This is a genomic window from Pseudomonas sp. SJZ074, assembly GCF_007828215.1.
Lineage (GTDB): Bacteria > Pseudomonadota > Gammaproteobacteria > Pseudomonadales > Pseudomonadaceae > Aquipseudomonas.
This window is the reverse complement of the sequence record NZ_VIUE01000033.1, coordinates 1-20,503: the sequence shown is the minus strand read 5'-3', so window position 1 is coordinate 20,503 and position 20,503 is coordinate 1. Positions and strand designations below refer to the sequence as shown.

19 protein-coding genes, 4 tRNA genes and 1 pseudogene are annotated in these 20,503 nt (G+C 60.9%); 12 read left to right on the top strand and 12 right to left on the bottom strand.

Annotation, left to right across the window (positions count from 1 at the left end):
- Positions 1-116: 116 nt before the first annotated feature.
- From FBX99_RS25025 to FBX99_RS25015, 4 genes are all read right to left on the bottom strand, one after another.
- The gene (locus FBX99_RS25025) at positions 117-1,460 is read right to left on the bottom strand and encodes a sigma-54 dependent transcriptional regulator (protein ID WP_144929954.1); all 1,344 of its coding nucleotides are present in this window, start codon (positions 1,458-1,460) and stop codon (positions 117-119) included.
- Positions 1,457-3,046 (bottom strand): nitrogen regulation protein NR(II), encoded by a 1,590-nt coding sequence (locus tag FBX99_RS25020; protein ID WP_178112059.1) that lies wholly within the window; start codon positions 3,044-3,046, stop codon positions 1,457-1,459. Before FBX99_RS25020 ends, FBX99_RS25025 begins: the two co-directional genes overlap by 4 nt.
- Positions 3,036-3,269, bottom strand: a complete 234-nt coding sequence (locus FBX99_RS29300; RefSeq protein WP_081993193.1) for a PP0621 family protein — start codon at positions 3,267-3,269, stop codon at positions 3,036-3,038. Before FBX99_RS29300 ends, FBX99_RS25020 begins: the two co-directional genes overlap by 11 nt.
- A gap of 125 nt (positions 3,270-3,394) precedes the next feature.
- A complete protein-coding gene (locus tag FBX99_RS25015; RefSeq protein ID WP_145133231.1) occupies positions 3,395-4,408 on the bottom strand; it encodes an outer membrane protein assembly factor BamD in 1,014 nt (337 codons plus the stop codon).
- A gap of 150 nt (positions 4,409-4,558) precedes the next feature.
- Here FBX99_RS25015 and rluD point away from each other — a divergent pair, with 150 nt between their 5' ends.
- The 9 genes and pseudogenes from rluD to FBX99_RS29690 all read left to right on the top strand — a co-directional run bounded on the left by rluD (position 4,559) and on the right by FBX99_RS29690 (position 11,436).
- Positions 4,559-5,521: a 23S rRNA pseudouridine(1911/1915/1917) synthase RluD gene (gene rluD, locus FBX99_RS25010; RefSeq protein ID WP_047698321.1), complete on the top strand. Its 963-nt coding sequence runs from the start codon at positions 4,559-4,561 to the stop codon at positions 5,519-5,521.
- On the top strand, positions 5,518-6,243 hold the full coding sequence (gene pgeF, locus FBX99_RS25005) for a peptidoglycan editing factor PgeF (RefSeq protein WP_145133229.1): 726 nt from the start codon (positions 5,518-5,520) through the stop codon (positions 6,241-6,243). Before rluD ends, pgeF begins: the two co-directional genes overlap by 4 nt.
- 130 nt (positions 6,244-6,373) lie before the next feature.
- On the top strand, positions 6,374-8,938 hold the full coding sequence (gene clpB, locus FBX99_RS25000; protein ID WP_144929958.1) for an ATP-dependent chaperone ClpB: 2,565 nt from the start codon (positions 6,374-6,376) through the stop codon (positions 8,936-8,938).
- A gap of 310 nt (positions 8,939-9,248) precedes the next feature.
- Positions 9,249-9,324 (top strand) — tRNA-Asn (locus tag FBX99_RS24995).
- Between the two features lie 7 nt (positions 9,325-9,331).
- A tRNA-Pro gene (locus tag FBX99_RS24990) sits at positions 9,332-9,408 on the top strand.
- Between the two features lie 5 nt (positions 9,409-9,413).
- Positions 9,414-9,489 (top strand) — tRNA-Lys (locus FBX99_RS24985).
- A gap of 94 nt (positions 9,490-9,583) precedes the next feature.
- Positions 9,584-9,660: transfer RNA gene (locus FBX99_RS24980), tRNA-Pro, on the top strand.
- Positions 9,661-9,810: 150 nt separating this feature from the next.
- Positions 9,811-10,581 (top strand): annotated as a pseudogene (locus FBX99_RS29695) (MCP four helix bundle domain-containing protein); the annotation flags it as partial.
- Positions 10,573-11,436: a methyl-accepting chemotaxis protein gene (locus tag FBX99_RS29690; RefSeq protein ID WP_371923894.1), complete on the top strand. Its 864-nt coding sequence runs from the start codon at positions 10,573-10,575 to the stop codon at positions 11,434-11,436. The pseudogene FBX99_RS29695 and the gene FBX99_RS29690, both read left to right, overlap by 9 nt.
- A gap of 134 nt (positions 11,437-11,570) precedes the next feature.
- Here the strand turns inward: FBX99_RS29690 and FBX99_RS24970 are convergent, their stop codons facing one another.
- The 3 genes from FBX99_RS24970 to FBX99_RS24960 all read right to left on the bottom strand — a co-directional run bounded on the left by FBX99_RS24970 (position 11,571) and on the right by FBX99_RS24960 (position 13,852).
- Positions 11,571-12,869, bottom strand: a complete 1,299-nt coding sequence (locus tag FBX99_RS24970) for an NAD(P)/FAD-dependent oxidoreductase (protein WP_144929960.1) — start codon at positions 12,867-12,869, stop codon at positions 11,571-11,573.
- Between the two features lie 81 nt (positions 12,870-12,950).
- On the bottom strand, positions 12,951-13,124 hold the full coding sequence (locus FBX99_RS24965; RefSeq protein WP_003185543.1) for a DUF3094 domain-containing protein: 174 nt from the start codon (positions 13,122-13,124) through the stop codon (positions 12,951-12,953).
- A 101-nt stretch (positions 13,125-13,225) separates the two neighbouring features.
- Entirely contained in the window at positions 13,226-13,852 is a 627-nt protein-coding gene (locus tag FBX99_RS24960; RefSeq protein ID WP_003185538.1) for a DUF1780 domain-containing protein, read from the bottom strand.
- Positions 13,853-14,137: 285 nt separating this feature from the next.
- Between FBX99_RS24960 and FBX99_RS24955 the strand changes: the two genes are divergently transcribed.
- A complete protein-coding gene (locus tag FBX99_RS24955) occupies positions 14,138-14,824 on the top strand; it encodes an energy-coupling factor ABC transporter permease (RefSeq protein WP_144929961.1) in 687 nt (228 codons plus the stop codon).
- Between the two features lie 63 nt (positions 14,825-14,887).
- The gene (locus FBX99_RS24950) at positions 14,888-15,103 is read left to right on the top strand and encodes a hypothetical protein (RefSeq protein WP_145133225.1); all 216 of its coding nucleotides are present in this window, start codon (positions 14,888-14,890) and stop codon (positions 15,101-15,103) included.
- On the opposite strand, the gene yacG is transcribed toward FBX99_RS24950, so the two are convergent.
- From yacG to pilB, 5 genes are read right to left on the bottom strand one after another with little or no spacing between them, the layout of a single operon-like run.
- A complete protein-coding gene (yacG, locus tag FBX99_RS24945; protein ID WP_047698308.1) occupies positions 15,100-15,306 on the bottom strand; it encodes a DNA gyrase inhibitor YacG in 207 nt (68 codons plus the stop codon). The genes FBX99_RS24950 and yacG overlap by 4 nt on opposite strands.
- Positions 15,303-15,926: a dephospho-CoA kinase gene (coaE, locus tag FBX99_RS24940; RefSeq protein ID WP_144929963.1), complete on the bottom strand. Its 624-nt coding sequence runs from the start codon at positions 15,924-15,926 to the stop codon at positions 15,303-15,305. Before coaE ends, yacG begins: the two co-directional genes overlap by 4 nt.
- A 10-nt stretch (positions 15,927-15,936) precedes the next feature.
- On the bottom strand, positions 15,937-16,806 hold the full coding sequence (locus FBX99_RS24935) for an A24 family peptidase (protein ID WP_145133223.1): 870 nt from the start codon (positions 16,804-16,806) through the stop codon (positions 15,937-15,939).
- Position 16,807: 1 nt separating this feature from the next.
- The gene (locus tag FBX99_RS24930; protein WP_144929965.1) at positions 16,808-18,025 is read right to left on the bottom strand and encodes a type II secretion system F family protein; all 1,218 of its coding nucleotides are present in this window, start codon (positions 18,023-18,025) and stop codon (positions 16,808-16,810) included.
- A gap of 2 nt (positions 18,026-18,027) precedes the next feature.
- Entirely contained in the window at positions 18,028-19,728 is a 1,701-nt protein-coding gene (gene pilB / locus FBX99_RS24925) for a type IV-A pilus assembly ATPase PilB (RefSeq protein ID WP_145133221.1), read from the bottom strand.
- 223 nt (positions 19,729-19,951) lie between these two features.
- Here pilB and FBX99_RS24920 point away from each other — a divergent pair, with 223 nt between their 5' ends.
- Positions 19,952-20,374, top strand: coding sequence for a pilin (locus tag FBX99_RS24920; protein WP_145133219.1), 423 nt, complete (start codon positions 19,952-19,954; stop codon positions 20,372-20,374).
- Positions 20,375-20,503 lie beyond the last annotated feature (129 nt).

The window sequence follows — 20,503 nt, the reverse complement described above, 5'->3', positions numbered from 1 at the left end:
CCCTAAATCCTTACACCTCGGTGTGTCAGGCAGATGGTGTTGACTGTCTTGGGGCCGCTTCGCAGCCCTGCGGGGATAAATCCCCTCGCCACAGGGGCGGCATGGCTCTTGGTTGATCAATCCAACCCCAATTTCTTCAACCGATAGCGCATCGACCGAAACGACAGTTTCAATCGCTGTGCCGCCGCCGTGCGGTTCCAGCGGGTTTCCTCCAGGGCCTGGAGGATGACTTTGCGTTCGACGTCTTCCAGATAGTCTTCCAGGTTGTCGACCCGCATCAAATCGGGGTTGGTGGTGTCGGTGATTCCATTGCCTTCGGCCAGGCGCAGGTCGTCGGCTTCGATCTGTTGGTGTTCGCAGAGGGTGTAGGCCCGTTCGAGCATGTTTTCCAGCTCGCGCACGTTGCCGGGGAAACGGTAGTTTCGAAGGGCCTCGAGGGCTTGGGGGTGGAGCCTGGCGGCAGGGTTGCCGGTGGTGGCCGCCAGGCGCTGGAGCATGTGGTTGGCCAGCGGTTCGATGTCTTCGCGGCGTTCGCGCAGGGGCGGTACGCGCAGTTCGATGACGTTCAGTCGATAGTACAGGTCCTGGCGAAAGCGTCCGGCGGCGACTTCGGCGTCCAGGTCCTTATGGGTGGCGCAGAGGATGCGGACATCCACCACTTCCTCCTGCTGGCCGCCAACGGCACGCACGGCTTTTTCCTGGATCGCCCGCAGCAGTTTGACCTGCATTGCCAGGGGCAGGTCGGCCACTTCATCGAGGAACAGAGTGCCACCATTGGCGGCCTGGAACAGGCCGGGCTTGTCCTCGATGGCGCCGCTGAAGCTGCCTTTTCGATGGCCGAAAAACTCGCTTTCCATCAGTTCTGTCGGAATCGCCCCGCAGTTGACCGGCACAAAACTCCGGCTGGAGCGGGGCCCTTGTTCGTGGATCAGCCGTGCCACCAGCTCCTTGCCACAGCCGGACTCCCCGCTGATGTACACCGGTGCCTGGCTGCGGGCCAGTTTTTCGATCTGTTTGCGCACGCTGCGCATCGGCGGGGAGTCGCCCAACAGGCAGCGGTCGATGGTGGCCGGGACGGTGGCAGTCTGCAAGCGCAGGGCGCTGGTCACCAGTTCCCGCAGTCGCCCCAGGTCGACCGGCTTGGTCAGGAAGTCAAAAGCCCCGGCCTTGAGGGCGTCGATGGCGGTTTCCAGGCTGCCATAGGCCGTGATCATCGCTACGGGCAGTTGCGGGAAGCGTTGCTGGATGTGTTGCACCAGTTCCAGGCCGGTACCGTCGGGCAGGCGCATGTCGGTCAGGCACAGGTCGAAGGCTTCGTCCGCCAGTAGGGACTGGGCCTCGGCAAGATTCCTGGCGCTGCGGGTGTCGAGTTTCATCCTGCCCAGGGTGATGTCCAGGAGTTCGCGAATGTCTGGTTCGTCATCGACGATCAGGATCCGTTGCCGTGAGCGTGTATTCAAATCTGTTTCCGTCCGTGAGCAAAGGTGATGCGAAAGCAGCCGCCGCCTTGGCGTGGTTTGAAGTCTAGGCGGGCCTGGTTGCTTTCGCACAGCTCACGGGACAGATAGAGCCCAAGGCCGGTGCCCTGGTTGCTGGTGGTGAAGAATGGTTCGAACAGGTGCGCCTGCTGATCCGGTGTCACGCCGGCGCCGTTGTCGATGATGTCCAGCGTGGGCAAGCGGCTGTAAGGATCGACGAACAGTTCCAGCCAGGCCTCGGCCTGTTCATGGGCCTGGGCACTGTGGCGCCAGGCATTGCGCAGCAGGTTGTCGAGCACCTGGGTCAATTGATCGGGGTCCATGAGCGTGGCGTAGTCGCCCGGGGCTATGTTCACATGCAATTGCTGGTGCGCGGCCATGCTTTCGCGGGCCTGTCGGGCGAACTGCTCGAGCCAGGCCCGCAGATCCAGGCGTTGAGGCGAGGTTTGCTGGCGCCGGGACAGTTGCAGGACGTTTTCAATAACGCGATTCATTCGTTGGGAGTGGTCTTGAATAATCTGCGTCAGACGCCGGTCGGCGTTGTTCAGTTCCTCGGACTCGCGCAGTAATTGCGCCGCATGGCTGATTGCCCCCAGGGGGTTGCGGATTTCATGGGCGATGCCGGCAGTGAGGCGTCCCAGCGAGGCGAGTTTCAGTTGTTGGGCATGTTGGGCCACCTGGGCCAGGTCTTCGAGGAACACCAGGGTCTGATGCTGTTCGTTGTGCCCAAGGGCGATGAAGCTCGGTTGCAGGGTCAGACCCGTACCGGCAATGGTCAGGCCAGGTGGACGCAGGCTGGGGTTGTTCAGCCATACTTTCAGGCTGTCGACGAGGGCGGTGGAGTAGTCATCGATTGGCTGGCCGACCAGGTCGTGCATGCCCAACAGGTTCAAGGCGCTTTCATTGGCCAGTTGCACCCGGCGTTGACGATCGAGCACCAGGATACCGGTGCGCATGCGTTGCAGGATCAGAGCATTGAGGGTTTCCAGGCTGGTCACCTCGCTGGCCCGCCGTTCGGCCAGGGTTTCGCTGGCTTCCAGTCGTCGGGTCAGACCCTGCACCAGCAGCGCGGCGGCAAAGCACAGGGCGCCCAGGGTACCGGCCTGCAAATAGCTGCCGGGAAGGTTCGAGTCGTTCAGGCCAAGGAAGAAACTCGAGCCGACGATGCCGATCGTGGCGACGGCGGCGATCAACAGGCCGATCCGGCCGCGCAACAGCGTATTGCCGATGGCCACCGAGACGATGAGCAGGTTGCCGATGGCACTGGGGGCTCCACCCGCGACGAAGAACAGCCACGACAGCAGCAGCACATCGGTGAGCGCCAGGCCGAACAGCCGGGCCGGGCGGCGAGTGTTTTCCAGGAACACCACCAGCAGGATGTTCAGTACCAGGTACAACCAGCTGCCACTGCGCAGCAGGTCGTCGTTGGCGAAGGCCAGCAGGCGATTGTCCATGTTGCTGGAAATCAGCAGCACCAGGGTGATGCCGATGCTCAAGCGGTACAGGTGATAGAGACGCAGCAGGCGCTGCGTCTGTCTGACGCGGGGGCTTGAAGTCTCAGTGGTCACGAGGGCCCGGGCCTTGCTCGAGATGAGCCTGGCTGCAGTACCACTGTTGTTGGAGGGGGAGTGCCCGGTCACGCGGCAGGTGCACGCCACAATGGGCGCAACGCACCATGGGCGGCGCATCCTGCTCCCGGGAGGACTTTGCCGCGGACGCCTTGGGCTTCACGTTGCGAAAGATCCATATGGCAGAGGCAACTACAGCGAACAAGATTATTAGACGAAGCATGATGGGCGGCTTTCTGGCGAGAGATGAGCCAGTTTAGCCAAGGACTGGAGCGGCGCACAGTTCAATAGGATCCAGGCATGAAAAAGGGAGACCGTCGGGTCTCCCTTTCTTTTGAGGCCCTGTACTCAGTCGAACAGGCCGAAGGTCATGTAGCTGAACCAGGATCGGTCGCTGGAGCTCTCGGACTCCGGCTCTTCGATCACATCGCCATTCTCATCCTTGGGCTTGAGCTCGTTCGGAATGGCTTCCTTGGCATCCTGGAACTGACGCTGTACGTCCTGGTTGGCGCGCGTTTCACCCGGCGGCAGCGGTGGACGGGACTCGATCAGGCCCAGGGTCGCCTTGCTCAGCCATGAACGGTTGTCGGCTTCTGCCACGCGTGGGGTGAACTGGCCGTCGACCAGGGTAGGGTGGTCCGGGTAGTTCAGTTTCAGGGTTTCCAGGCTGCTGGCCGCCAGTTCGTCCAGGTGCAGGCGTTGGTACGCCTCGGTCATCACCGCCAGGCCGTCACCCACCGAAGGGGTTTCCTGGAAGTTTTCCACCACGTAGCGGCCACGGTTGGCGGCGGCGACGTAGGCCTGGCGGGTCAGGTAATAGTCGGCCACGTGGATTTCGTAGGAGGCCAGCAGGTTGCGCAGGTAGATCATGCGCTGCTTGGCGTCCGGCGAGTAGCGGCTGTTGGGGAAGCGGCTGGTCAGCTGGGCGAACTCGTTGTAGGAGTCGCGCGCGGCGCCCGGGTCACGCTTGGTCATGTCCAGCGGCAGGAAGCGCGCCAGCAGGCCAACGTCCTGGTCGAAGGAGGTCAGGCCCTTGAGGTAGTAGGCGTAATCGACGTTCGGATGCTGTGGATGCAGGCGAATGAAGCGTTCGGCAGCGGATTTCGCCGCTTCCGGCTCGGCGTTCTTGTAGTTGGCGTAGATCAGCTCCAGCTGGGCCTGATCGGCGTAGCGACCGAACGGGTACCGCGACTCCAGGGCCTTGAGTTTGGCAGTGGCGCTGGTGTAGCTGTTGTTGTCCAAGTCCTTCTGCGCCTGTTGGTACAGTTCGACTTCGCTCAGGTTTTCGTCTACGACTTCCTTCGACGAGCAAGCAGCAGTCAATGCGAGGATGGCGATCAGCAGCAGGTGTTTCACTTGCATGGCGGCTTGCGTCCCTATGACGGCCGCTGTCTTGGGCGGGGCCGTCCTGTTATGATGAGCGCCCCGTTGAAAGCCTCGGGGCAAAAGACGCCGTATTTAACCACAAGCGCGCAGCCGAAACCAAAGGCTGTGCCGACGCCCAGTCCGAGCATGTCCGATAAAATAGAACTTCGCGCAGAGGTGCCGTCCGATTTGGGCGGCCAACGCCTCGATCAAGTCGCCGCCCAACTCTTCACCGAGCATTCGCGCTCGCGCCTTTCCGCCTGGATCAAGGACGGCCGCCTGACGGTGGATGGGGCGGTCATCCGTCCGCGCGACATCGTCCATGGCGGTGCCATCCTCGAGCTGACCGCCGAACAGGAGGCCCAGGGCGAATGGGTTGCCCAGGACATTGCCCTGGACATCGTCTATGAAGATGACGACATTCTGGTGATCAACAAGCCGGCGGGCCTGGTGGTGCATCCAGCCGCCGGCCACGCCGACGGCACCCTGCTCAATGCCCTGCTGCACCACGTGCCGGATATCGTCAATGTGCCCCGGGCCGGTATCGTGCACCGTCTCGACAAGGACACCACCGGTCTGATGGTGGTGGCCAAGACCATCCAGGCGCAGACCCAGTTGGTCGCACAACTGCAAAGCCGCAGTGTCAGCCGCATCTATGAATGCATCGTGATCGGCGTAGTGACCGCTGGCGGCAAGATCAACGCGCCCATCGGTCGTCACGGTCAGCAACGCCAGCGCATGGCGGTGATGGAAGGCGGTAAGCCTGCGGTCAGTCACTACCGCGTGCTTGAACGCTTCCGCTCCCATACCCATGTGCGGGTCAAGTTGGAAACCGGTCGTACCCACCAGATCCGCGTGCACATGGCCCACATCAACTTCCCGTTGGTGGGCGATCCGGCCTACGGCGGTCGCTTCCGCATTCCGCCGGCCGCCAGCGTGACCATGGTCGAATCCCTGAAACACTTCCCGCGTCAGGCGCTGCATGCGCGTTTCCTGGAACTGGATCATCCGACCACCGGTAAGCGCATGAGCTGGGAGTCGCCGTTGCCGGATGACTTCGTCTGGCTGCTGACATTGCTCAAGCAGGACCGCGAGGCGTTCGTCGGATGAGTGACTGGCTGATACCCGACTGGCCCGCGCCGGCCCGGGTCAAGGCCTGCGTCACCACCCGTGCGGGCGGCGTCAGCGTGGCGCCGTTCGACAGCCTCAACCTCGGCGACCATGTCGATGACGACCCAGGGGCCGTCACCGAAAATCGGCGTCGTCTCACCGATCGATTCGCCATCCGTCCGGCCTGGCTGCGGCAGGTCCATGGGATTGCCGTGGTCGAGGCCGACCCGACCCAGGTAGCGACCGCCGATGCCAGCTGGACCGCCACGCCGGGTATCGCCTGCACGGCGATGACGGCAGACTGCCTGCCCGTGCTGTTCTGTAATCGCGCCGGTACTCGTGTCGCGGCCGCCCATGCCGGCTGGCGCGGGCTGGCGAACGGCGTGCTGGAAGCCACCCTCGACAGCCTCGCAACGCCCGCGGATGAGATTCTCGCCTGGCTCGGCCCGGCCATCGGCCCACAGGCCTTCGAAGTCGGGCCGGAAGTGCGTGAAGCATTCATCGCGCACCTGCCCCAGGCGGTACAAGCCTTTGTGCCGAGCCACAACGCCGGCAAGTTCCTGGCCGACATCTATGCGCTGGCGCGCCTGCGGCTGGCCGCGCGGGGTGTCTCGGCGGTCTATGGCGGCGGGCTGTGCACCGTGACCGATCCTCGCTTCTTTTCCTACCGTCGCAGCCCGCGCACCGGTCGCTTCGCCTCCCTGGTCTGGATCGAACGCTAGACTTGTCTGATCTGCATCAATAGCGCACTGCTTGAATCTTCCAGAATCGTCCACATCTATAACGGTATCTGGCAGGTTTCTTCATTCAGGATGTTTTTCGGTCCGGCCTGCTCAAAAGGAAGGTGACCTTATGCGTATTGACCGTTTAACCAGCAAATTGCAATTGGCGCTGTCCGACGCGCAGTCCCTGGCCGTCGGCCTGGATCATCCGGGTATCGAACCGGCGCATCTGATGCAGGCCATGCTCGAACAGCAGGGCGGCTCCATCAAGCCTCTGCTGATGCAGGTGGGCTTCGACGTCAACAGCTTGCGAAAAGAGCTGACGAAAGAACTCGACCAGTTGCCCAAGATCCAGAACCCGACTGGCGACGTGAACATGTCCCAGGATCTGGCGCGGCTGCTTAACCAGGCCGACCGCCTGGCCCAGCAGAAGGGCGACCAGTTCATTTCCAGCGAACTGGTGCTGCTCGCCGCCATGGACGAGAACAGCAAACTGGGCAAGCTGCTGCTCGGCCAGGGCGTGAGCAAAAAAGCCCTGGAGAATGCCATCAATAACCTGCGTGGTGGCGAGGCCGTCAACGATGCCAACCACGAAGAATCCCGTCAGGCGCTGGACAAATACACCGTTGACCTGACCAAGCGTGCCGAGGAAGGCAAGCTCGACCCGGTGATTGGCCGCGACGACGAGATCCGTCGCACGATCCAGGTGCTGCAACGTCGCACCAAGAACAACCCGGTTTTGATCGGTGAGCCTGGCGTGGGCAAGACCGCCATCGCCGAGGGCCTAGCCCAACGGATCATCAACGGTGAAGTGCCGGACGGCCTCAAGGGCAAGCGCTTGTTGTCTCTGGACATGGGGGCGCTGATCGCCGGTGCCAAGTATCGAGGCGAATTCGAAGAGCGGCTCAAGGCTCTGCTCAATGAGCTGTCGAAGCAGGAAGGGCAGATCATTCTGTTCATCGACGAATTGCACACCATGGTCGGTGCCGGCAAGGGCGAAGGCTCGATGGACGCCGGCAACATGCTCAAGCCCGCGCTGGCCCGTGGCGAGTTGCATTGCGTCGGCGCGACTACGCTCAACGAGTACCGCCAGTACATAGAAAAGGACGCGGCCCTCGAGCGGCGCTTCCAGAAAGTGCTGGTCGACGAGCCGAGCGAGGAGGACACCATCGCCATCCTGCGTGGCCTCAAGGAACGCTATGAAGTCCACCACAAAGTGGCGATCACTGACGGCGCGATCATCGCGGCAGCCAAGCTCAGCCACCGCTATATCACCGATCGTCAGTTGCCGGACAAGGCCATCGACCTGATCGACGAGGCGGCCAGCCGCATCCGCATGGAAATCGACTCCAAGCCGGAAGTGCTGGATCGCCTGGAGCGGCGCCTGATCCAGCTCAAGGTCGAATCCCAGGCCCTGAAGAAGGAAAGCGACGAAGCGGCGAAGAAGCGCTTGGAGAAATTGCAGGAAGAAATCGTTCGTCACGAGCGCGAGTATTCCGATCTCGAGGAAATCTGGAATTCGGAAAAGGCCGAAGTCCAGGGTTCGGCGCAGATCCAGCAAAAGATCGAACAGTCTCGCCAGGAACTGGAAGCGGCCCGGCGCAAGGGCGACCTCAACCGCATGGCCGAGCTGCAGTATGGGGTGATCCCGGACCTGGAGCGCAGCCTGCAGATGGTCGACCAGCACGGCAAGAGTGAAAACCAGTTGCTGCGCAGCAAGGTCACTGAGGAAGAAATCGCTGAAGTGGTCTCCAAGTGGACCGGTATTCCGGTGTCGAAGATGCTCGAAGGCGAACGCGACAAGTTGCTGAAGATGGAAAGCCTGCTGCATCAGCGTGTGATCGGCCAGGAAGAAGCGGTCGTGGCGGTCGCCAATGCGGTGCGTCGGTCCCGTGCCGGGTTGTCGGACCCGAACCGGCCGAGTGGTTCGTTCATGTTCCTCGGCCCGACCGGTGTCGGTAAAACCGAGCTGTGCAAGGCGCTGGCCGAGTTCCTCTTCGACACCGAGGAGGCGATGGTGCGCATCGACATGTCCGAGTTCATGGAGAAGCACTCCGTGGCTCGGCTGATCGGCGCACCGCCAGGTTATGTCGGCTATGAAGAGGGCGGTTACCTGACCGAAGCCGTGCGCCGCAAGCCATACTCGGTGATCCTGCTCGATGAGGTCGAGAAGGCCCATCCGGATGTGTTCAACATCCTGCTGCAGGTGCTGGAAGATGGACGTCTGACCGACAGCCATGGGCGCACGGTGGATTTCCGCAACACCGTGATCGTGATGACCTCTAACCTGGGGTCGGCGCAGATCCAGGAACTGGTGGGGGATCGCGAGGCGCAACGGGCTGCGGTGATGGACGCGATCTCTACCCATTTCCGGCCCGAGTTCATCAACCGGGTCGACGAAGTGGTGATCTTCGAGCCCCTGGCCCGCGATCAGATTGCCGGCATCACCGAGATCCAGCTGGGGCGCCTGCGCAGCCGCCTTACCGAGCGCGAGTTGAAGTTGCAACTGAGCGACGAGGCCCTGGATAAGTTGATTGCCGTGGGTTACGACCCGGTCTATGGGGCGCGGCCGTTGAAACGGGCGATCCAGCGCTGGATCGAAAACCCGTTGGCGCAGTTGATCCTGTCTGGTCGCTTCATGCCGGGTGAAACCGTAACCGGAACGGTGGAGAACGACGAAATCGTTTTCAACTGACAGGCTGCATCGTCGTTGACCGAATGGCCTCGCATTGCGAGGCCATTTTTTTCATCAGGCCGTTGAACTCAAAGGAAAAGGCTTGTAAAGTGCGCCCCGCAGTCAGTCACCCCCAAGGGTCACTTCTCCCTGAGAAGGAATCCAAAATAAGTTGCAAATCATTGTCTTGAAAGCAATTTAAGGGGTTGACAGAGGTTTTTAAGATTGTAGAATAGCGCGCCTCAGACACACGAACGCAGCGATGCTGACGGGTAGAAGAGGTTGAAGCTGGCTTCAATCAAGCTTCAAGGTTGCAACTTGAAATATCAGTTCCGTGATAGCTCAGTCGGTAGAGCAAATGACTGTTAATCATTGGGTCCCAGGTTCGAGTCCTGGTCACGGAGCCATTTCAATCGGGGTATAGCGCAGTCCGGTAGCGCGCCTGCTTTGGGAGCAGGATGTCAGGAGTTCGAATCCCCTTACCCCGACCATATTTGGGTCGTTAGCTCAGTTGGTAGAGCAGTTGGCTTTTAACCAATTGGTCGTAGGTTCGAATCCCACACGACCCACCATTTTTGAGACCAGTTCGCTGGAATCGAATCTTAAGATCAGAGGCCAAAAGCGCTGATCGAGGAAGGCGACTTGAAAAGGTCGCCTTTTTATTACCGGGGTATAGCGCAGTCCGGTAGCGCGCCTGCTTTGGGAGCAGGATGTCAGGAGTTCGAATCCCCTTACCCCGACCATATTAAGAGTCCTCGTATCGAAAGATACGGGGATTTTTTTTGCCTGCGCGAAAAGCGGATGTAAGTCTTAAGTTGTCGTACAACCTGCCGATAACCCACCGACAGGGGCGTGGCCCCATCTCAGGCCAATAACAAGAAAGGGCGCCCGTTATGTTTCTTCGTCAACTGAATATCGCCCCTCGCGCGGCGCTGGGTTTTGCCCTGATCGCCGTGCTGGTGGCACTGCTCGGGATGTTTGCGCTGGGGCAGATGTCGAGCATTCGCGACAGTGAGGTCGCGGTGGAAACCCAGTGGCTACCGAGCATTCGTGGCGGTGACGAGATTCGTGAATGGATGCTGCGCATTCGCACCATTTCCCTGCGCATGGCCTTGGACCAGGATTCTAAGAACACCTCGGTCTACCGTGGGCAAATGGACGTCCGTGACAAGGAACTGAGCGAAAAAATCGCCAGTTACGAAAAACTTGTCGTGACCCCTGAAGGCAAAGCGCTTTACGATCAGTTCAAGCAGACTTTTGCTGCCTACCGCGCGGGTATCGCGCAATCCTTCATCCTCGCGGAACAGGGGCGCCGCGACGAGTTGATCAAACTGCTGCTGGTGGATATGAAAACCGTCGTGGACGGCTCCGGCAAGCAGCTCAACGATCTGGCAGAACTGTTTTCCAAACAGGTGTCCATCGAGAGCCAGAAGTCCCAGGAACACTACGCCAAATCCCGCATGATCGTCAGTCTTTTCATCGTGCTGGCCGCCCTGGCTACGGTGGCCCTGGCGATGTTGCTGACACGCAGTATCGTCAAGCCCCTGGGTGAGGCGCTGGGCGCCGCAGAAAGCGTGGCTGACGGTGACCTGACCCGGCCAATCGAAACCCATGGTAACGACGAAGTGAGCCGTTTGCTCAAGGCCCTGGCGACCATGCAGAAAAACCTGCGCGATACATTGCAGAGCATCAGCGGTTCGGCGGCGCAGCTGGCAACGGCAGCCGATGAGCTGAACGCCGTCACCCTCGACAGCACCCAGAGCCTGCAGCAGCAGAACAACGAAATTGAACAGGCCGCCACGGCCGTTACCGAAATGACCACTGCCGTGGAGGAAGTGGCGCGTAACGCGGTCTCCACCTCCGACGCCACGCGTCAGTCCAGCGAGTCGGCATCCCTTGGGCAACAACGGGTCAGCGACACAGTTGAGGCGATCGGCGCCCTCGCCAGCGACGTGCAGGTGACGGGTGGGCTGGTGCAGTCCCTGGCCAACCAGTCGCAGGATATTGGTAAGGTCCTGGACGTGATCCGGGCCATTGCCGAGCAAACCAATTTGCTGGCTCTCAACGCGGCCATTGAAGCGGCCCGGGCCGGCGAAAGCGGTCGAGGGTTTGCAGTGGTGGCTGATGAGGTGCGAGCGCTGGCTTATCGCACGCAGCAATCGACCCAGGAAATCGAACAGATGGTCCAGGGCATGCGCAACGGTGCCACCCAGGCCCTGGATTCCATGCAGGCCAGCTCGACGCGCGCCGCAAGCACCCTGGCGATGGCCGAGCGGGCGGGGGAGGCGTTGCAGACCATCACCGCGTCGGTCAGTGAAATCCACGAGCGCAACCTGGTGATCGCCAGCGCGGCCGAAGAGCAGGCCCAGGTGGCCCGCGAGGTTGATCGCAACCTGGTGAACATCCGTGATCTGTCGGTGCGCTCGGCCACTGGCGCAGACCAGACCAGTGCGTCCAGCCATGAACTGTCGCAACTGGCAAACTCGTTGCGTACGATGGTGCAGCGGTTTCAGGTTTGAGTGCGGGGTTGTAGACCCGCGCTGATGGCACTGCCGTCTTCGCGAGCAGGTTCGCTCCCCCTGTGGACTGAGTATCCACAGGGGAATGCGATCGCTGTGGGAGCGAGCCTGCTCGCGATAGCGGTGTGTCAGGTTCAGTGCAACTTGAGCCGCGGCTCGGTCCCGCGCCCGATCTTGCTGCCCAGCATCAACATGGCCGTACGGAACATCCCATACAGCGCCATCTGGTGCATGCGGTACAGCGATACGTAGAACATTCGCGCCAGCCAGCCTTCGAGCATCACGCTGCCGGTGAGATTGCCCATCAGGTTGCCCACCGCAGAAAACTTCGACAGCGAGATCAGCGAGCCATAGTCGGTGTACTTGTAATGCGGCAACGCCTTGCCTTCGATCCGCAGCTTCAAGGACTTGGCCAGCAGCGATGCCTGCTGGTGCGCCGCCTGGGCGCGGGGCGGTACGTTGCGGTCGCTGTCTGGTTGCGGGCAGGCGGCGCAGTCGCCGAAGGCGAAGATGTTTTCGTCGCGGGTGGTCTGCAGGGTTGGCAATACGTGCAGCTGGTTGATCCGGTTGGTTTCAAGCCCGTCGATATCCTTGAGGAAGTCCGGAGCGCGAATCCCGGCGGCCCAGACTTTCAGGCTGGCATCGATCACCTTGCCATCGACGGTGATCAGACTGTCGGCCGTCACCTGGCCGACCGCGGCGTTGGTCATGACATTGACCCCGAGTTTTTCCAGGGTCTTGTGCACAGGCCCGCCGATACGCTCCGGCAAGGCCGGTAGCACCCGTGGCCCGGCTTCGATCAGGGTGATGTGCATGTTTTCCGGCTTGATCCGGTCCAGCCCATAGGCCGCCAGCTCATGGGCGGCGTTATGCAGCTCGGCCGCCAGTTCGACGCCGGTGGCACCGGCACCGACGATGGCAACGCTGATCCGCTCCACGGCATCGTCCTGGCCGGCGTGGGCGCGCAGGTAATGATTGAGCAGTTGCTGGTGGAAGCGCTCGGCCTGTTTGCGGGTATCGAGGAACAGGCAATGCTGCGCCGCGCCCTCGGTGCCGAAGTCGTTGGTGGTGCTGCCGACGGCAATGACCAGGGTGTCGTAGCCCAGCACGCGGGCCGGCAACAGTTCCACGCCGGCTTCGTCGTAGGTGGCAGCCAGCTGGATACTTTTGCGTTCGCGGTCCAGGCCGCTCATGCGCCCGAGCTGGAACTCGAAGTGGTTCCATTTCGCCTGGGCGACGTAGTTGAGTTCGTCTTCGGAGGAGTTCAGGGAGCCGGCCGCCACTTCGTGCAGCAGGGGTTTCCAGATATGGGTCAGGTTCGCGTCGACCAGCATCACACTGGCCGTGCCACGCTTGCCCAGAGTCTTACCCAGACGGGTAGCCAACTCCAGGCCGCCGGCGCCGCCGCCAACGATGACAATACGATGAGTCATGGGGATATCTCGCAAGGCTAAAGGAAATCGGTGCCGTTACCCTCGCGAGCGCCAGTGTCGTATCCCTCGATAGCAGGCAGCTCATAGCGTCAGGTAACTGATCAGTCGGCTCAACAGGCCCAGGCCGATCGTCACGGCCAGCACCACCACCAGGAGCATCCACGGCCGGAAAGGCCGGCGCTCGACTCGGTGCTGGGACAATTGCAGGTACTCTTCGACATGCTTCTGGTCGTCAGGGTTCAGGCGGCTGGTCATAAAGGCCTCGTCAGGTAGACGTTGCGAAGTGTGTGTACGTTACAGGGGATTGCCTGCGGCTGCGAACAGCATAGCCGCCAGGTGTCGGACGCGGTGACGATTCACAGGCTGATCCCCACATCGAACACGATGCTGCGCCCCAGGTTGCCCCGCAGGAAGTCCGGGGCATCGGGATGGGCGAACAGCACCCGGGCGAAGGTCGGCCCCACCAGCGACAGCGAGCGCCAGCCCTGGCGCAAGTATTCGGTAGGCGGCGGGAAGTGGCTGTTGAGGTCCAGCACTTCGCGCTTCAGGCTGGCGAAGGCAATGATATCCAGCTCTCCCAGGTCCATGCCGCGTTCGGTGTAGTTGTGGGCTTTCTTGCGCAGGGTCGGCGCCAGCCTCAGCAGGAATTCATTGGCCGGAATCCGCCTGGGCTTGGCTTCACGGCGCACCAGTTGGCTCAGGGAGAATGCACTGCGGCGGCGTTGCAGTTCGTCACGCCATTCATCATTGAGCCGCCGGCCCTCGTCGAGGACGAAGAACACCTCGAAGTTGGCATCACGGAACAACACGTCCGGTGGCTCCCCGGCGGGGGCGAATTCGTCGGCGCGGTAGGGCACGTTCAGCCCTTGCAGCAGTCGCTGGCAGACCCAACGCTCACGCTCCCATTTGCGGGCATTGGAGAGAAACGCGTTGGCTTGCTCGGCCGCGATGGTCAGCAGGCGTAAGTAATCGGAATCATCCATGAGCTCAAGCTTAGCGTTCAATTGCGACAAGCTGGAAGCGTTGCGTTGATTAATGGAGCTTGGTTGGGGTGTAGACTCTGTCACCCAATCAAAGAAAAAAAGCTTTGCACAAACCCTTGTGGCGAGGGGGTTTATCCCCGTTGGCGTGCGCAGCACGCCCATAGTGACCGCGCCTGGCCTGTCTGATATATCGCGGTCGCTGATTCTTGGGGCTGCACTGCAGCCCAACGAGGATAAATCCCTTCGCCACAGAGTCTGGGCCGGCTGTTGGTAAGGTGTAATCCCATGATCGGAGCCGAACTGCTCTCACCACAGACCCTCGTGGTCGGCTGGCTGATTTATGTGCCGGTGCTGGCCTGGGCGGCGTGGCGGGCGCCGTGGGTGGAGCTGTTTACCGACAGCCGTCGCCAGCACCTGCTGTTCGGCACGGTGCTGGCGCTGTTCATGCTGTGGCTGGTGCGCCGGGATTTCGACACCGGTGTGTCCTATCACTTCATCGGCATGACCGCTGTGACACTGCTGCTGGACTGGCCGCTGGCGATGCTTGGCGGCCTCATCGCCCAGCTTGCACTGGTGCTGCTGGGGCGCCAGGACATGGTGGCGCTGGGCGTCAATGGGGTGCTATTGGTCCTGCTGCCGGTGCTGGTTACCGAATGCTGTGCGATCCTCGTGGAGCGTGCCCAGCCGCGTAATCTGTTCGTGTATATATTCTGCTCGGGGTTCCTCGCCGCGGCGCTGTCGGCATTGCTGTGCCTGCTGCTGGGGCTGGGGCTGTTGTGGTACGACGGGGTGTTCGCCATGCCTTACTGGCTGAGCGATTTCATCGGCTACCTCTGGTTGATCATTTTTCCCGAAGCGTTCATCAACGGCATGGTGATCAGTGCACTGGTGGTGTTCAGCCCTGAATGGCTGGAGACTTTCAACCGCACGCGCTATCTGTCGGCACCCTGGAAGGATGACGATAAATCTTGATGCATATCAAGGTCTTGCAGGCTGGTGCCGCTCATGCTCTGGAAAACTTCCAGGAGCACAGCGATGAGTGTTTATGAATGGGCCAGACAAGAGATCAGGCGTAGCCACGATGCCGCCACGGAAATCGGTATTGATCCAGGCCTGAGCCTGCGAGCCTTGCTCAGTGCGATCGTGCAGCAGAGCAAGACAGTGCGCAGCGCCGAGGACCTGGCCGATGAGTTGAACTTCCTGGCGGAAAATCTCGACGATAAACAGGACTACGGTTTCATGCGGCCTTAGTGGTGTGAGCGGGGGTTGAAGTCTTCGCTGAACAGCTCGTCCTCGGCATCGGGGCTGACGGGGATCTTGTGTTCTTCCGACGCCCAGGCACCGAGGTCGATGAGTTTGCAGCGATCGGAACAGAATGGCCGGAACTTGCTCTCCGGAGTCCATTCGACAGGGGCGCCGCAGGTCGGGCAATCAACGGTTGGGATCTGGCTCATGTTTGGCCTCCACGTAATGTAAGGTAAAAATGATGCAAGCGTTCGACCTCGCTGTGCAGCCAGGCGAGGTCGCGGTCGTTGACCACCACGTCGTCGGCATGGGCCAGGCGATCCTGACGGCTGGATTGTGCCTGGAGGATCGCCTGAACCTGTTGCTCGCTGATCCGGTCGCGTTGCAAGGTCCGTTCAATCTGAAGTTGTTCAGGCGCGTCGATCACCAGGATGCGTTGGGTCATCGCGTACTGCCCTGACTCGATCAACAGAGGTGACACCAGGATTGCGTATGTTGACCGGGCCTGGGCCAGGTGATGGGCAATTTCGTCGGCGATCAACGGATGCAGCAGCGCCTCGAGCCAGCGGCGCTCATCGGCGTTCTCGAAAATCAGCTTGCGCAGGGCTGCGCGGTCCAGTGTGCCGTCGGCCTGAAGCACGCCCGGGCCGAAGTGTTCGGCAATTTTCGCCAGCGCCGGACGTCCCGGTTCGACCACCCAGCGCGCCGCATGATCGGCGTCGATCACATGCACGCCCAGGTCGATGAAATGCTGGGCCGCGGCGCTTTTGCCGCTGCCGATGCCGCCGGTCAGGCCGAGAATCCAGGGTTTTTCCACGGGATTGTTCATAAGGAAATCGTTAGAAACCGACAGAGTGCCAATAGAAGTCGGTTATTTGACCACCCCAGAGCAAGGCAATCCAGCCAGCAATGGCCAAATAGGGCCCGAAGGGGATCTGTGTCGAAGCCGGGGCATTGCGCATGCGCAGCACGATGACCCCGACCACGGCGCCTACCAGCGACGACAGCAGCAAGGTCAGCGGCAGGATCTGCCAGCCACCCCAGGCCCCGAGCATCGCCAGCAGCTTGAAGTCGCCATAGCCCATGCCTTCCTTGCCGGTGATCAACTTGAAGATCCAGAACACCGACCACAACGCCAGGTAACCGGCTATCGCGCCCCACATCGCCTGGTTAAGCGAGACGAACAGTCCGAAGCTGTTGACGATCAGCCCAAGCCACAATAACGGCAGCACCAGTGTATCGGGCAGCAATTGATGCTCGGCATCGATCAGGCTCATGCCCAGCAGGCCCCAGCTCAAGACCATCACCAGCGCGGCTTGCCAACCGAAGCCGAAATGCCAGGCGACGAACGCCGACAGTGCACCGCAGGCCAGCTCGGTAAGAGGGTAGCGGCGCCCAATGGGGGTGGTGCAACTGGAACAGCGGCCATGCAATGCGAGGTAGCTGAACAACGGGATATTTTCCCAGGCCCGGATACGGTGGCCGCAGTGGGGGCATTGGGAGTGGGGCAGCATCAGATTGTAGACCGGGCCGGGTGTTTCGGCAGGCAGGCCCAGCAGATCGTGGGCCTGCAGCCGCCATTCCCGGGTGAGCATCTTGGGCAGGCGCCACACCAGGACATTGAGGAAGCTGCCGACGATCAGCCCGAGCAAAAGCGCTGTCAGCACGAAGGCCATGGGATAAAGCACGAAAAATTCGCTCAGGGGCATGTCAGATCGCAGAGCCGAGTTGAAAGATGGGCAGGTACATGGCAACCACCAGACCGCCGACGACCACCCCCAGGACCACCATGATGAACGGTTCCATCAGGCTGGTGAGGTTGTCCACCAGGTTGTCGACCTCGGCCTCATAGAAACTTGCCACCTTGTCGAGCATGTCGTCCAGCGCCCCGGATTCCTCGCCGATGGCGGTCATCTGAATCGCCAGGTTCGGGAATATGCCTGAGGCGCGCATGGAAAAATTCAACTGCATGCCGGTCGAGACATCCTGCCGGATGCGCTGGACCGCACGTTTGAACACCACGTTGCCGGTGGCGCCGGAGACCGAGTCCAACGCTTCTACCAGTGGCACGCCGGCGGCGAAGGTGGTGGACAGTGTCCGGGCGTAGCGGGCTACTGCGGATTTGTACATCAGGGCGCCCACCAGCGGCAGCTTGAGCAGCCATTTATCGCGCCAGTCACGAAAGCCCTGGGAGCGCCTGAGCGCATACCTCACGCCAAAAAACGCGCCCACCGCCCCGCCCAGCAGCAGCCACCATGAGTCTTGCATGAACTCCGACAGGCCGATGACCATCACGGTGAACGCAGGCAGTTTCGCGCCGAACCCGGCGAACACCGATTCGAATTGCGGCACCACCTTGACCAGCAGAATGCCGGTGACCACTGCCGCGACGACCACAACAGCTGCCGGATAGGTCATGGCTTTCTTGATCTTGGCCTTGAGGGCCTCGCTCTTTTCCTTGTAGGTCGCGACCCGGTCCAGCAGGGTGTCCAGGGCGCCGGCCTGTTCACCGGCGTCCACCAGGTTGCAATACAACTCATCGAAGTATTGCGGGCACTTGCGCAACGACGCGGCGAAACTGTTGCCGGCGGCGACCTCCTGTTTCACCTCGTCCACCAGCTTGCGCATGTTGGCATTGTCGAAACCTTCGCCAATGATGTCGAAGGCTTGCAGCAGCGGGACACCGGCCTTGAGCATCGTCGCCATCTGGCGGGTGAAGAGGGCGATATCCAGTGGCTTGATGCGTTTGCCCTTGCTGAATATCGAAGTGGATTTCTTGCGTACCTTTTCCGGGTTGATGCCTTGTTTGCGCAATTGCGCCTTGACCAGGGCCGGGCTCTGGCCGGTCAGCTCTCCGGACATCCTGGTGCCTTTGCGGTCTTTGCCTTCCCAGGTGTAGGTATCGGTTTTTACTGCCTTGACCGCCATGTTCAGTCCTTGGTGACCCGGTTGATTTCTTCCAGGCTGGTCACGCCTTGCATCACTTTGAGCAGCCCCGAAGTGCGCAGGTCATTGAAACCGTCCTTGCGCATTTGCAGGTCGATTTCCAGGGAATTTCCCTCGGCCATGATCAACCGTTGCAGCTCGGGCGTATTTTTCACTACTTCGTAAACCCCCACGCGCCCCTTGTAGCCGTTGTTGCACTGTTCGCAACCGACCGGCTCATAGATCGTGAATGAGCCGATGCGTTCCTTGGGGAAACCTTCCTTGAGCAGGGTTTCTTCGGGAATCTCCGTGGCTTTCTTGCATTGGTTGCACAGTTTTCGCGCCAGGCGCTGGGCGATGATCAGGTGGACCGCCGTGGCGATGTTAAAGCCGGGAATGCCCATGTTCTGCAAGCGGATCAGGGTTTCGGCGGCGCTGTTGGTGTGCAGGGTAGAGAGCACCATGTGCCCGGTCTGGGCGGCCTTGATGGCGATTTCGGCCGTTTCCAGGTCGCGGATCTCACCCACCATGATCACGTCCGGATCCTGGCGCAGGAAGGAGCGCAGGGCCTGGGCAAAATCCAGCCCCTGGCGTGGGTTCACGTTGACCTGGTTGATGCCTTCCATGTTGATTTCCACCGGGTCTTCGGCGGTGGAAATGTTGATGTCCACGGTATTTAGGATATTCAAGCCGGTGTAGAGCGAGACAGTCTTGCCCGAGCCGGTCGGCCCGGTGACCAGGATCAGCCCTTGGGGTTGCTTGAGGGCTGCGAGGTAGAGCTCCTTCTGATCCGGTTCGTAGCCCAGGGCATCGATACCCATTTGCGCACTGGACGGGTCGAGGATCCGGATCACCACTTTTTCGCCCCAGAGCGTGGGCAGGGTATTGACCCGGAAGTCGATGGACTTGCTTTTCGACAGGCGCATTTTCAGCCGGCCGTCCTGCGGCTTGCGTCGCTCGGAAATATCCAGGCTGGCCATGACTTTCAGGCGCGCGGCGATGCGGCTGGCCAGTTGGGTCGGCGGCCTGGCCACTTCCCGCAACATGCCGTCGGTGCGCACCCGCACCCGGTAGGATTTTTCATAGGGTTCGAAGTGCAGGTCGGAAGAGCCGCCCTTGATCGCGTCCAGCAGCATCTTGTTGACGAACCGCACCACCGGCGCGTCGTCGGCGTCCTGGCCGGTGATGGCGTCCTGCTTGCGATCGTCATCCGATTCGATGTCCAGGCCATCGAGATCAACATCACCCATGCCTTCCAGGCCCGTAGTGCTGGATTCGAAAAATTTCTCGATGGCGTCGCTGAGTTTGTCGTCTTCCACCAGGATGGCTTCGGTGGTCAGGCCGGTACTGAACTGGATGTCGTTGATGGCCTGGTGGTTGGTAGGATCGGAGATCCCCACGAACAGCTTGTTGCCGCGCCGCCACAGCGGCAGGGCATGGTGTTGCCGGACCAGTTTTTCACTGACAAGCCCGGTGGGCTGGCTTTCCTTGTCCAGGCTGTTGAGGTCCAGCAGTGCAACGCCGAAATGCTCCGAAGCGATTTCCGCAACCTGGCGACTCTGGACCAGTTTGTTCTGCACCAGGTAGCTGACCAGGGGCATGCGGTTGCGTTGGGCTTGTTGCTGCGCCTGCTGCGCGCTCTGCTCGGTGATCAGCTCGGCCAGCACCAGTTGCTTGGTCAGGCCGCTGAGGGCGATGTCATTCATGGAAATACCGACTGCTGACAGTTCATGACTTATAGCCTAGTCAAGCATCGACGCCAAACCAGCGAGGTAGGGTGACAAAAAACGTCAGATAGTGCGGTTGTTGGGGTAGGACGTTGCCATTCTGTGGCCTGGAACCCCTGGCTGGCAGGGCCGCAAGGGTTGGCATGTGCCATGCACTATCCCCTCCAACCATGAGATTTCGCCTCATGTAATGGAGAGGTCTATGAGCAAGCAGAATGGTTTTACCTTGATCGAGCTGCTGATCGTCGTGGCGATCATCGGCATTCTGGCGACGTTTGCATTGCCGCAATATTCCAAGTACCAGGCGCGGGCAAAGGCGACGGCAGGGTTGGCGGAAGTCTCCGCGTTGAAAGTGCCGTTCGAAGACGTCATGAATCAGGGAACCAGCCCTACGTTAGCCAATATTGGGGGAACAACCCCCACCAGTAATTGCACGATGACTGTTACAGGTACCGCTGCGGACGGTACGGGCACCATATCGTGCGCCTTGTTGAATGCGCCCTCTCCGGTACTTGGCAAGACCATTACAATGTCCCGCTCGGCAGCAGGTGTCTGGACCTGTGCTTCGACGGCGGCCCAGGAATACCTGCCGGCTGGATGCACCGGTGCCGCTGCCGGTGGTTGAGGGCATGGCCTTGCGAAGAACCCCCGCTTTGACTGCGTAATGCTGTTCACTTAAGCGGAGCGGCCTTACGATCTACCGGATACCGAGTTTTGGAAATCTTCACTGTCCTCGGCCGCCCTGGCCTTGGAC

Bases quoted from the DNA above. Each gene is read 5' to 3' on its own strand.
- FBX99_RS29300 (WP_081993193.1), bottom strand. From the start codon at position 3,269: ATGCTTCGTCTAATAATCTTGTTCGCTGTAGTTGCCTCTGCCATATGG.
- FBX99_RS25015 (WP_145133231.1), bottom strand. From the start codon at position 4,408: ATGCAAGTGAAACACCTGCTGCTGATCGCCATCCTCGCATTGACTGCT.
- rluD (WP_047698321.1), top strand. From the start codon at position 4,559: ATGTCCGATAAAATAGAACTTCGCGCAGAGGTGCCGTCCGATTTGGGC.
- pgeF (WP_145133229.1), top strand. From the start codon at position 5,518: ATGAGTGACTGGCTGATACCCGACTGGCCCGCGCCGGCCCGGGTCAAG.
- clpB (WP_144929958.1), top strand. From the start codon at position 6,374: ATGCGTATTGACCGTTTAACCAGCAAATTGCAATTGGCGCTGTCCGAC.
- FBX99_RS29690 (WP_371923894.1), top strand. From the start codon at position 10,573: ATGCAGAAAAACCTGCGCGATACATTGCAGAGCATCAGCGGTTCGGCG.
- FBX99_RS24970 (WP_144929960.1), bottom strand. From the start codon at position 12,869: ATGACTCATCGTATTGTCATCGTTGGCGGCGGCGCCGGCGGCCTGGAG.
- FBX99_RS24965 (WP_003185543.1), bottom strand. From the start codon at position 13,124: ATGACCAGCCGCCTGAACCCTGACGACCAGAAGCATGTCGAAGAGTAC.
- FBX99_RS24960 (WP_003185538.1), bottom strand. From the start codon at position 13,852: ATGGATGATTCCGATTACTTACGCCTGCTGACCATCGCGGCCGAGCAA.
- FBX99_RS24955 (WP_144929961.1), top strand. From the start codon at position 14,138: ATGATCGGAGCCGAACTGCTCTCACCACAGACCCTCGTGGTCGGCTGG.
- FBX99_RS24950 (WP_145133225.1), top strand. From the start codon at position 14,888: ATGAGTGTTTATGAATGGGCCAGACAAGAGATCAGGCGTAGCCACGAT.
- yacG (WP_047698308.1), bottom strand. From the start codon at position 15,306: ATGAGCCAGATCCCAACCGTTGATTGCCCGACCTGCGGCGCCCCTGTC.
- coaE (WP_144929963.1), bottom strand. From the start codon at position 15,926: ATGAACAATCCCGTGGAAAAACCCTGGATTCTCGGCCTGACCGGCGGC.
- FBX99_RS24935 (WP_145133223.1), bottom strand. From the start codon at position 16,806: ATGCCCCTGAGCGAATTTTTCGTGCTTTATCCCATGGCCTTCGTGCTG.
- FBX99_RS24930 (WP_144929965.1), bottom strand. From the start codon at position 18,025: ATGGCGGTCAAGGCAGTAAAAACCGATACCTACACCTGGGAAGGCAAA.
- pilB (WP_145133221.1), bottom strand. From the start codon at position 19,728: ATGAATGACATCGCCCTCAGCGGCCTGACCAAGCAACTGGTGCTGGCC.
- FBX99_RS24920 (WP_145133219.1), top strand. From the start codon at position 19,952: ATGAGCAAGCAGAATGGTTTTACCTTGATCGAGCTGCTGATCGTCGTG.